The following is a 10524-nucleotide window of genomic DNA, read 5'->3' on the forward strand; positions in this document are numbered from 1 at the left end:
CATTATTTCCCATGGGAACTGGGACATGCCGACAATCCTTTCGGTCAACGCCGCAATCTTACCAATTCCGTGGTGCTCCAGAAAGAATAGGGCACCTCAGGGGCACCTCACGCCATCGTCGGCCGCAACCGCCGCACCGCATGTAAGCGCCTCGGCCTCTCCCAAGAAGACCTGGCCCACCAGGTCGGCAAGTCCCTGACCTACGTCGGCCAGGTCGAGCGCGGCAGCCGTAATCTCTCACTTGCCAGCGTCGAGCAAATCACCGGGTGGATCGGGATCGAGCCCCCGGAGTTGTTCTTGCTCGATGCAGAGGGCCAGCGCGCCGAGCAACTCAACTGGGAGTTCGGTTCGTCAACGCGACCTCTCGGAACCGCGAACTCGGAGGTGGCGTTCGTTGTCGGTGGTTCCGCGTAGTCTCCTGCAGGTACGGATGCGAAGGGACACAGAGCATGGCTGATCCGATATCGATGGGCACCGGCGTGCTGCTCGGGGCGTTCAACGACCGGTTGAAGAAGGTCGTGAAGCGTCTGTCTTCCTCGGCCGTGAGTATCGGTCTTGCGCTGCTGCTCGGGGCGACGATCCAGCTCAACTGGGGTCACGTCGACCAGCTCCGCGATATCACGGCGGACCCGGTTGTTGCGGCATACCAGGTTGCGCACGTCTTCGGCGTCACCGACGTGTCCTGGATCGACGCAGTTGCGAATTGGCTCGCTCGTCCAGCGATCGCGCCCGCCGCGTGGATAGCCTCCGTGGCCGCGGGGCTCTATCCTTTGCGTTGGCGCGTCCACGGCGCCGAGGTCGCCTGGCTCCTCCTGCTGCCAGCCTCGGTGGTGTTGGGCGTCGCCGCCTACCGGACGGCGCTCATCTCGTTGACGATAGCGCTGAGCCTGATCGCGGCCCGCGGCGCCGTTGCTCTAAGGCCCAGCCACGATTGGTATGACCGTCGTCACTGGTACCACCCCGCGCATGCACCGGTCCGCTTCTCTGAGACGATACTGAACTTCGTCTTAGCCCCTGTCATGCCAGCAATCCGAATGTGCATTGGGATCGCGGACAATTTCACCTTCGAGCCCAAGCCGCGGGAACCTGCCTCCGGGGCGAGAATCATTGGCCTAGACAGCATCCGTCCCGAGAGCAATGAGGTCGCGTAGCTGTCCGCCCGACGAGGTAGATGTGGCGGAAAATAGTGGCGATCATGTCAGGTAGAGCCACCGCTATCCAGTCGGTGTGAACGGACCAGGAGCCGCGCAAGGACGAAGGGATGAATTATGGACAGTCAATTTGAGCCGTCGAATTCCGGCGCGCAGATCGATCCTCTGGATATGACCGATGGCGATTTCGCGCTCACTATTGTGCGAATGATAACTTCTGTGGCCGGTGAACTTGGCGGGCTCGCGAATGAGCTGCTGCCCTCAGCCACCGAACGGCAGCATCGCCGGGCCATCGAAAGTTTGCGACGTCTGGTGGCGGAGCTGAAGGACCAGGTCGATGAGCTTGCTTGGCGACAGGCGCTCATGCACGAGGAGTTTGACGCGGCCATCACGCGTGCCTACCGTGCCGCGATCGAGACATCGGCCGAAGAAAAGCGCGAGTTCATCTGGATCGGTCTTATCAACGGGTTCGTGCGCACAGGTGGCGACCCTGCGCGTGATCGGCTTCAACGCCTCGTCGCCAAGTACGACCTAGAACATTTCCAGATCTTGCGGGAGATGCAGCGGCACATGAGCGGTGAGTCGAACATGCTTGCCTTCGAGACTTCTTCGGCTGGCAAGACGCTTGTTGGTCTCCTCGAGCGTGATCGCGAGGAACTCCTAGCTTATCTTCAGGAATTCCACTCCGATGGGTTGCTCATGGTGTTTGAGCAGCCGTTCCTTCGTGAGGCCAGCAACGGAGGCTACGTCACGACGCAAAAGACGGTACTCTGGCGGCCCGACGCGGATCGCCTCCTCACATTCATCGAAGATCCGAGGAGTGCTACGAGTGCCGAGTCGCAAGCTGTCCGAGGAGAGTAGCTGGACTTCACGAAATCGCGCTGGTCGACGAGGGAGGATCTCGTCGCGGCCGGTCAGCTCGTCCGGATCTCCTACCTCTACCGCACCGTTACCCCGCAAAACGGGCACCTGCTCTACTTCGATCACCGTGCAGAGAGCCGCAGACCTGGACGGCAGCCTCCTCGCCGCGTCAGACCCCATCGCCGGTGCCCGCCACGATCGTGCCGCTCTTGCACTCTGCGGTGGGGAACCGATCCTCGATGACGCGGATTGGATCGCCGATCCCGGCTGTATCGGCACGACCGCGACCACTCCCCGTAGACGATCCCGCGGCAGCACTCTCGATGAAAATACCAAGAAATCGAACGGGGAAATCTCCAGAACCCGATCCGCGGTCGAGAGATGCATCTCCCACTTCAAGAACTGGAAAATCATCGCCACCGGCTACCGCGGACGCCTCACCGAAATCCCCGCCATCACAAAACTCAAACTTTACCGACTCGGCTGGTAAAAACCTTGTGAATAACGCTCTTTGTGAAGAGTTCCTGTTACAAGTTGCTCTTCAAGCAGAGCGGATCAGCCGGTGTTATTCGTGACCGACACGCACGATTTCACCTCGATCAAGCAGATTTCGCATAAGCCTTATAGGCTCCTACAGCTCGGGAACCCCGGCAGTCCACCCCGAGTCCATCGAATCGGGTGCGGTCCACTACAACCACCACCGGCCCCACACCGCCACCGGGAACACGGTTGACCAACCTCCCCGGGCAGTACGCCTAGCGCTTCGGGAGCGCCGCCGCCAGATCGGCGATCAGGTCGCCCGGATCCTCGATGCCCACCGAGAGTCGCACGAGCGACTCCGACACCTCCAGCGGCGTGCCCTTGACCGACGCGTGCGTCATCTCGCTCGGGTAGCCGATCAGCGACTCGACCCCTCCCAGCGACTCCGCCAGCTGGAACAGCTCGGTCGACTCCGCGAACTTCCGGGCCGCGCGAGGGGTCGCCAGCTCCAGCGAGAGCATCCCGCCGAACCGCGACATCTGGCGCTTCGCGAGCTCGTGGCCGGGGTGGCTCGGCAGGCCCGGGTAGTGCACCGCCGTCACCGCGGGGTGCTCGACGAGGAACTCCGCGACCGCCTGCGCATTCGTCGAATGCCGCTCCATCCGCACCCCGAGGGTCTTGATGCCGCGGACCGTCAGCCACGCATCCATCGGGCCCGAGATCGCTCCGACGGCGAACTGCAGGAATGCGATCTTCTCGGCCAGAGGCCCCGAGCGCAGCGCCAGCGCACCGCCGACGACATCGGAGTGCCCGCCGAGGTACTTCGTGGTCGAGTGCACCACCACATCGGCGCCGAGCGCCAGCGGCTGCTGCAGCGCGGAGGAGGCGAAGGTGTTGTCGACGACGACGATCAGGTCGTGCGCGTGGGCCAGGTCGGCCAGTTCGGCGATGTCGCTGATCGTCATGAGCGGGTTGGAGGGCGTCTCGACCCAGAGCATCTTCGTCTCGCCGGGGACGATCGCCCGCTGCACCTCGCGCAGATTCGACATGTCGACGGGGGTGTTCCGTACGCCCCAGGCGCCGTGCACGCGGTCGATCAGGCGGTGGCTGCCGCCGTAGGCGTCGTTGCCGAGCACCACGTGGTCGCCGGGCGCGAGCGCGGCACGCAGCAGCGTGTCCTCAGCGGCGAGGCCCGAGGAGAAGGAGTACGCGACGTCCGCGCCCTCGATCGACGCGATCAGCTCCTGGAGGGAGTCGCGGGTCGGATTCGCCGAGCGGGCGTACTCGTAGCCGCCGCGGAACCCGCCGATGCCGTCCTGGACGAACGTCGAGGTCAGGTAGACCGGCGGGACGACCGCGCCGGTGGTCGGGTCGAACTCCTGACCGGCGTGGATGGCGCGGGTGTCGAAATGCTGCTTCTTGGGCATGGTGCGGGCTCCCTGGGTCGGAGGTGCGGGGGCCGACGGCGGTCAGGCCGTGGCGTAGGTGAGGAGGTCCTGCCGTGTGATCACGGCGACGGGCTTGCCCTCGTCGGTGACGAGGAGGGCGCTGCGGTCGGTGAGGGCAGCGCGGGCGGCGGCGATGCTCTCGCCGAGCCCGATCAGGGGGAGGGAGTCGCTCACACAGTCGCCGAGAGGGTCGTTCATCGAGGCGGTTCCGGTGAAGACCCGGTCGAGCAGCTCGCGCTCGTCGACCGCGCCGACCACCTCGCCCATCACCACCGGCGGCTCGGCACTCAGCACCGGCAGCTGCGAGACCCCGTACTCGGTCATGATGCCGATGGCGTCGCGGACGGTGTCGGTGGGATGCGCGTGCACGAGGGCCGGCAGCTCGCCGGTCTGCGGGCTGGCCGCGCGGGCGCGGAGCACGTCGCGGACGGAGCCCTCGTCGCGCAGTTCGAGGAAGCCGTAGGAGCGCATCCAGCGATCGTTGAAGATCTTGCCGAGGTAGCCGCGCCCGCCGTCCGGGAGCAGCACGACCACCACGTCGTCGGGGCCGAGCTCGGCGGCCGCCTTCAGCGCCACCGAGACGGCGAGTCCGCTCGAGCCGCCCACCAGCAGGCCCTCCTCACGCGCGAGACGGCGGGTCATCGCGAACGACTCCGCATCGCTGGAGGCGATGATCCGGTCGACCACGCTCGGGTCGTAGGCGCTCGGCCAGAAGTCCTCGCCGACCCCCTCCGTGAGGTAGGGCCTGCCCCCGCCACCGGAGTAGACCGAGCCTTCGGGATCGGCGCCGACGATCTGCACCCGGCCCTCGGAGACCTCCTTGAGGTAACGGCCGACTCCGCTGATCGTGCCGCCCGTGCCGACACCGGCGACGAAGTGGGTGAGCCGGCCGGCGGTGTCGCGCCAGATCTCGGGTCCGGTGGTCTCGTAGTGGCTGAGCGGGCCGTTGAGGTTCGCGTACTGGTTGGGTTTGAAGGCGCCGGGGATCTCGCGGGCGAGCCGGTCCGAGACCGAGTAGTAGGAGGCGGGGTCCTCCGGAGCGACGGCGGTCGGCGTGACCACGATCTCGGCACCGTACGCAGTGAGCACGTTCCGCTTGTCCTCGCCCACCTTGTCGGGCAGCACGAACACGCAGCGGTAGCCGCGCTGCTGGGCGACGAGGGCGAGGCCGATGCCGGTGTTGCCGCTCGTCGGCTCGACGATCGTGCCGCCCGGCTTGAGCAGGCCGTCGCGCTCGGCGGCGTCGATGATGCGGGTCGCGATGCGGTCCTTCGAGGAGCCTCCCGGGTTGAGGTACTCGACCTTCACCAGGACGGTCGCCCGCACCTCGGCAGCGACCGGGCCGAGCTTCACCAGTGGGGTGTCGCCGATGAGATCGAGCACCGATTCGGCGTACGCCATCCCGGTTTCCGGGCGTGCGGGCAGGGCTCGATCCAGGGTCATCCCGCCAGCGTAGCAACCGCTCCGGGGCGCGTGACGGGAGGCGGTGAGACGGCCAGGAGGCGCATCCGGGCCGCACCGCGGAGATGCTGTCGCCGCGCCGCGAGGTGCCCTATCGTGGGGGTCCGCGAGCGCCCACGACGACCCCGGAACGGACCACGCATGAGCTCTCCGATCGCCGCTCCGCCGCGGCGCCCGGCCGACACCCGCCTCTTCCTGCTGCTCGGCCCGGCGATGGTCGCCGGAGTCGCCTACCTCGACCCGGGCAACGTCGCCAGCAATATGACGGCGGGCGCCCGCTTCGGCTATCTCCTGGTCTGGGTCGTGGTGCTGGGCAACCTGATGGCGTGGCTGATCCAGTACCTCTCGGCCAAGCTCGGCCTGATGACCGGCCGCAGCCTGCCGGAGCTGCTCGGCGACCGCATCCGTGGGCGCTGGGGGCGCCGGGCCTACTGGCTCCAGGCAGAGACGGTGGCGATGGCGACCGACCTGGCCGAGGTGATCGGCGGAGCGATCGCGCTGAACCTGCTCTTCGGGCTGCCGCTGCTGGCCGGCGGTCTGCTGACCGGAGCCGTCTCCCTGGTGCTGCTCCTGGTGCAGACACGCGGCGGAGCGCAGCCGTTCGAGCGCGTGATCACGGGGCTGATGGTCCTGATCGCCGTCGGCTTCACCGTCGGAGTGGTCGTCGATCCGCCCGATGCCGGCGAGGCCATCGCCGGTCTCGTGCCCCGGTTCGAGGGCGCGGAATCGGTGTTGCTCGCGGCCTCCATCCTCGGCGCGACGGTGATGCCGCACGCGATCTACGCGCACTCCGCTCTCGCCCGCGATCGCTTCGGGCACGTACAGGGCGTCGCGCCCGGCGGAGGATCCTCGTCGCGACCCGGATCGACGTCACCGTCGCGCTCGCCATCGCCGGCACCGTGAATCTGGCGATCCTCCTCCTCGCCGCGCACTCTCTGGCGGGGGTCGCCGGCACGGACAGCCTCGAGGGCGCGCACGCGGCGATCGGCGCGGCCCTCGGGCCGGTCGTGGCGACGCTGTTCGCGGTCGGCCTGCTCGCCTCCGGTCTCGCCTCGACCTCGGTCGGCGCCTACGCCGGAGCAGAGATCATGCACGGCCTCCTGCACGTCCGGGTGCCGATGGTCGCCCGTCGGATGGTGACGCTGATCCCGGCGCTGCTGGTGCTCGCGATCGGTTTCGACCCGACGCGGGCTCTGGTGCTCAGCCAGGTGGTCCTCTCGTTCGGCATCCCGTTCGCCCTGGTGCCGCTGGTGGTCCTCACCCGGGACCGCCGGCTGATGGGCGATCAGGTCAACCGCTGGTTCACCACGGTCGCCGCCGCGCTGGCGGCGCTGTTCCTGATCGTGCTCAACGGCCTGCTGCTCTGGCTGACCTTCGCGGGCTGACCTGCCGGTCGAGCGCCAGCGCCCCGGCCGCCGCGGGCGTTGATCCGATCCGAAGGCTGTCTCGTTATCCTCTGAGAGCGCCTCTCAGGCGCCCGCCCCCGCCCGCCGGGTGCCTACCGCCACCAGAACGAGAGACGCCGCCGTGCCCAGAGACACGATGTCCGCCAAGAACCGTGCCCGCCAGGCGAAGCTCGAGGCCTACAAGCGCGAGCAGGAGCGCCGCAAGCGCGGCTCCCGCATCTGGATCTGGTCGCTCTCGGCTCTCGCGGTCCTCGCGGTCGGGGGCATCGTCGCCGTCACCGTGTTCGGCAACCAGCAGATCGTCGAGGCCCGCCAGATCGACGGGCTGCAGACCTTCGAGAACGACGCGACGCACGTCGCTGGAACCGTCGACTACCCGCAGAGCCCTCCGGCCGGCGGCCCGCACAACGCCGTCTGGATGAACTGCGGCGTCTACGACCAGCCCGTGCCCGAGGAGAACGCCGTGCACGACCTCGAGCACGGCGCCGTCTGGGCCACCTACGACCCGGCGCTCCCGCAGAGCGAGGTCGACGCGCTGATCGAGGCGATGCCCGACACCTACTCCGTCGTCTCGCCCTACGAGGGCCTCGAGTCGCCGATCGTGCTCAGCGCGTGGGACGCGCAGGTCTCGATCGACTCCCCCGACGACCCCCGCCTCGACGCGTTCGTCGAGCGCTTCTGGCAGTCCTCGAGCGCTCCCGAGCCCGGCGCCCCCTGCACAGGGGGGATCGATGCGCCCGGCAAGCAGTAGGGGCCGCGTCCTCGTCGCCGCGGTTGCGGTCGTCGCGCTGCTCCTCGGCGCGGCCGGCGGCTACCTGTTCGGCGCCCTCGCTCCCTTCGCCTCCTCCGCCACTCCGTCGAGCAGCAGTGCGGAGGCGGGTTTCGCGCGCGACATGCAGGTCCACCACCTGCAGGGCGCCGAGCTGGCGATGATCGCCCGCGAGCGCAGTACCGACGCCGAGGTGTTGACCGTCTCGAAGGACATCCTGCTCACCCAGCAGCAGCAGGCCGGACAGCTCTTCGGCTGGCTCACCTCGTGGGGTCTTCCGCAGGCCGCCCCCGAGCCGTCGATGACGTGGATGGGCCGGCCGACGCTGGCCGGAGCCGCCGACGAGCACTCGGCGATGGGCATGGGGACCGAGGACGGAGTGGTGCCCTCGAGCATGCCGGGGTTGGCGACACCCGCGCAGATCACCGAGCTGGGCAACACCTCGGGCCGCGCCTTCGACCGGATGTTCCTCGAGCTGATGACCGCCCACCACCGCGGCGCCATCGACATGGCGGAGGCGCTGCTCGCCCGGAGCCGCGTCACGGTCGCGACCGACTTCGCCACGTCGGTCGTGAAGGCCCAGGAGGCCGAGATCTCGCTGATGGAGCAGATGCTCGCCGACCGTCCCGCGGAGTGACTCCGCGCCCGGTCGGCACCGCGGCGAGGGGCGGTCGGCTCGGGGAGAGCGCACCGCCGCGTGGAATTGCCGTGCCCCAGCCGACAGACGGCGGTTCGATGCTCCGGACGCCCCGACCGCGGGCGCAGGCCCGCCGCCGAGGAGCACATCATGACCGATCCCACCCGTCCGCTGCCGTGCCCGCACAGGCTGCTCCGGCTCAGGTCGTCCCGGCGGCGCCCTCCAGCGGCAGCGGCTCCGTCTCCTACGCCAACTGCACCGCCGTGAAGGCGGCGGGCGCCGCTCCGATCCGCACCGGAGACGCGGGCTACAGCCGCTCGCTCGACCGCGACGGTGACGGAGTCGCCTGCGAGTAGTCGTCGTCAGGCAGGCAGTGCCGGCTCCGACTGCTGCGCGTACAGCGAGGCGTAAAGCCCGCCGCGGCTGAGCAGCTCCCGGTGCGTGCCCGACTCGACGATCCGTCCGCTCTCGACCACGTGGATCACGTCGGCCGAGACGACCGTCGAGAGCCGGTGGGCGATCGCGATCGTGGTCCGTCCCCGGGCGGCGTCGTCGAGCGCCGTCTGCACCGCGCGCTCCGAGACGGTGTCGAGGGCGCTGGTCGCCTCGTCGAGGATGAGGACAGCCGGGTCCTTGAGCAGCACCCGCGCTATGGCGAGCCGCTGCTTCTCGCCTCCCGAGAGGCGGTAGCCGCGCTCGCCGACCAGCGTGTCGTAGCCGTCGGGGAACGACGTGATCGTCGCGTGGATGTTCGCCGCGCGGGCGGCTGCCTCGAGCTCCTCCTGCGTCGCGTCGGGTCGCGCGTAGCGGAGGTTGTCGGCGATGCTCGCGTGGAACAGGTACGTCTCCTGACTGACGATCCCGATGTGGGCGACGAGCGACTCCTGGCGCAGCTCGCGCACGTCGGTGCCGGCGAAGCGCACGGCGCCTGCGGTGACGTCGTGGAGTCGCGGGATGAGATACGAGACCGTCGTCTTGCCCGCTCCGGAGGGGCCGACGAAGGCGACGAACTGGCCGGGCTCGATCGAGACGGAGACGTGGTCGAGAGTCGGTCGGGCGTCCTCCGGCTGATCCGGGTAGCGGAAGACGACGTCGTCCAGCTGCACGCGGCCGAGCTCGCCGGCGACCTCGCGCGCCGCGGCACTGTCGCTGATCGCCGGGCGCAGGTCGAGGTACTCGAAGATGCGGGCGAACAGGGCGCCGGCCGTCTGGAGGTCGAGGGCGACGCGCATCAAGCCGAGCAGCGGCCACATCAGCCGGGCCTGCACCGTTGTGAACGCGACGACAGTGCCCGCGGTGACCGTGGTTCCGCCGAGGATGAGCCAGGCCGCCACGAGGTAGACGATCACGGGGATGACCGAGAGGAAGATCTGCACCGTCGCGAAGAACCACTGGCCGGACATCTGCTGGCGCACCTGGAGGTCGATCTGCCGACCGTTCTCGTCCGCGTAGCGGGCGACCTCCGACTCCTGCCTGCCGAAGCTCTTGGCCAGCAGGATCCCTGAGACGCTCAGCGCCTCCTGCGTGATGGCCGTCATCTCCGAGAGCGACTCCTGCGTCTTCGTCGCGATGCGGGCGCGCACCTGTCCGACGCGACGCTGCGCGATCACGAGCACCGGCATCAGCACCAGGCGACGATCGTCATCTGCCACGAGAGGAGGAGCATCGCGACGACGGCCGCGATGACGGTCACGGTGTTGCCGAGGACGCTCGAGACGGTGTTGGTGAGCACACTGGCCACACCACCGACGTCGTTGGCGAGACGTGACTGGATCACTCCGGTGCGGGTGCGCGTGAAGAAGCCGAGCTCCATCGCCTGGAGATGACGGAACAGGCGGATGCGCAGCTGGCCCATCACGGTGTTGCCGACAGTGGCCGTGAGGTAGGTCTGCCAGACGCCGAGGACGGCCGAGAGCGCCCAGACGAGCACCATCACGCCGACCAGTTCGAGCAGGACGGGAAGGTCGGGCCGTCCGTCGGGCGGGAACAACCCGTGGTCGAACGCGAGCTGCGTGAGCAGTGGAGGCACCACGGTCAGCGCCGCGCCGACCAGTACGAGGACGACGGTGAGGGTCAGCCGAGGCCGATGGTCCCGGAACAGCTGGGCGATCCGCTTCAGCAGATCGTCCACCCTGGGCGCGGCCTCGTTGAGGGCCCGCTGCCCCTCGGCATCACTGCGCGAGACTCTTCCTCCGCGCGCGCCCCCGCGCATCCCGCCCCCTGCGGCGACGTCACCCATCCTGCTCACCGCTCGACCCTAACCCCGCCCTTTCGCCGACTCTCCCCCTTCCGCCCCCAGCGAAGTCGTGCA

The 10524-nt window shown here is 68.5% G+C and carries 9 protein-coding genes and 2 pseudogenes; 8 read left to right on the top strand and 3 right to left on the bottom strand.

The window, feature by feature from the left end; translation table 11 throughout:
- The first annotated feature begins 114 nt into the window (after positions 1–114).
- From ACH61_RS19360 to ACH61_RS17465, 4 genes are all read left to right on the top strand, one after another.
- Positions 115–414 carry a helix-turn-helix domain-containing protein gene (locus tag ACH61_RS19360; protein ID WP_082845226.1) on the top strand — a complete coding sequence of 100 codons (300 nt, stop codon included), beginning with the start codon at positions 115–117 and terminating at the stop codon, positions 412–414.
- A gap of 35 nt (positions 415–449) precedes the next feature.
- Positions 450–1151: a hypothetical protein gene (locus ACH61_RS11720; protein WP_068212259.1), complete on the top strand. Its 702-nt coding sequence runs from the start codon at positions 450–452 to the stop codon at positions 1149–1151.
- 117 nt (positions 1152–1268) lie between these two features.
- The gene (locus tag ACH61_RS17460) at positions 1269–2012 is read left to right on the top strand and encodes a hypothetical protein (protein ID WP_068212261.1); all 744 of its coding nucleotides are present in this window, start codon (positions 1269–1271) and stop codon (positions 2010–2012) included.
- 127 nt (positions 2013–2139) lie between these two features.
- Positions 2140–2502, top strand: a complete 363-nt coding sequence (locus tag ACH61_RS17465; RefSeq protein ID WP_158286088.1) for a transposase family protein — start codon at positions 2140–2142, stop codon at positions 2500–2502.
- A gap of 265 nt (positions 2503–2767) precedes the next feature.
- Here the strand turns inward: ACH61_RS17465 and ACH61_RS11730 are convergent, their stop codons facing one another.
- Positions 2768–3919: a cystathionine gamma-synthase gene (locus ACH61_RS11730; protein ID WP_068212263.1), complete on the bottom strand. Its 1152-nt coding sequence runs from the start codon at positions 3917–3919 to the stop codon at positions 2768–2770.
- A 42-nt stretch (positions 3920–3961) separates the two neighbouring features.
- Positions 3962–5341, bottom strand: a complete 1380-nt coding sequence (locus tag ACH61_RS11735; RefSeq protein WP_068212265.1) for a cystathionine beta-synthase — start codon at positions 5339–5341, stop codon at positions 3962–3964.
- Positions 5342–5542: 201 nt separating this feature from the next.
- Here ACH61_RS11735 and ACH61_RS11740 point away from each other — a divergent pair.
- The 4 genes and pseudogenes from ACH61_RS11740 to ACH61_RS11755 all read left to right on the top strand — a co-directional run bounded on the left by ACH61_RS11740 (position 5543) and on the right by ACH61_RS11755 (position 8569).
- Positions 5543–6786 (top strand): annotated as a pseudogene (locus ACH61_RS11740) (Nramp family divalent metal transporter).
- Positions 6787–6928: 142 nt separating this feature from the next.
- Positions 6929–7558 (top strand): DUF3105 domain-containing protein, encoded by a 630-nt coding sequence (locus ACH61_RS11745; RefSeq protein WP_236713661.1) that lies wholly within the window; start codon positions 6929–6931, stop codon positions 7556–7558.
- Entirely contained in the window at positions 7539–8213 is a 675-nt protein-coding gene (locus ACH61_RS11750; RefSeq protein ID WP_068212268.1) for a DUF305 domain-containing protein, read from the top strand. Before ACH61_RS11745 ends, ACH61_RS11750 begins: the two co-directional genes overlap by 20 nt.
- Before the next feature lie 176 nt (positions 8214–8389).
- Positions 8390–8569 carry an excalibur calcium-binding domain-containing protein gene (locus tag ACH61_RS11755; protein ID WP_068212269.1) on the top strand — a complete coding sequence of 60 codons (180 nt, stop codon included), beginning with the start codon at positions 8390–8392 and terminating at the stop codon, positions 8567–8569.
- A gap of 6 nt (positions 8570–8575) precedes the next feature.
- Here ACH61_RS11755 and ACH61_RS11760 read toward each other — a convergent pair.
- Positions 8576–10452 (bottom strand): annotated as a pseudogene (locus ACH61_RS11760) (ABC transporter ATP-binding protein).
- Positions 10453–10524: the final 72 nt, after the last annotated feature.

The sequence above is a fragment of the Rathayibacter tanaceti genome, from assembly GCF_001634385.1.
GTDB lineage: Bacteria > Actinomycetota > Actinomycetes > Actinomycetales > Microbacteriaceae > Rathayibacter > Rathayibacter tanaceti.

What these genes read in the sequence shown, in the direction of transcription:
- ACH61_RS11735 (WP_068212265.1), bottom strand. Translation starts at nt 5,341, where the DNA reads ATGGCGTACGCCGAATCGGTGCTCGATCTCATCGGCGACACCCCACTG.
- ACH61_RS11730 (WP_068212263.1), bottom strand. Translation starts at nt 3,919, where the DNA reads ATGCCCAAGAAGCAGCATTTCGACACCCGCGCCATCCACGCCGGTCAG.
- ACH61_RS11720 (WP_068212259.1), top strand. Translation starts at nt 450, where the DNA reads ATGGCTGATCCGATATCGATGGGCACCGGCGTGCTGCTCGGGGCGTTC.
- ACH61_RS17460 (WP_068212261.1), top strand. Translation starts at nt 1,269, where the DNA reads ATGGACAGTCAATTTGAGCCGTCGAATTCCGGCGCGCAGATCGATCCT.
- ACH61_RS11750 (WP_068212268.1), top strand. Translation starts at nt 7,539, where the DNA reads ATGCGCCCGGCAAGCAGTAGGGGCCGCGTCCTCGTCGCCGCGGTTGCG.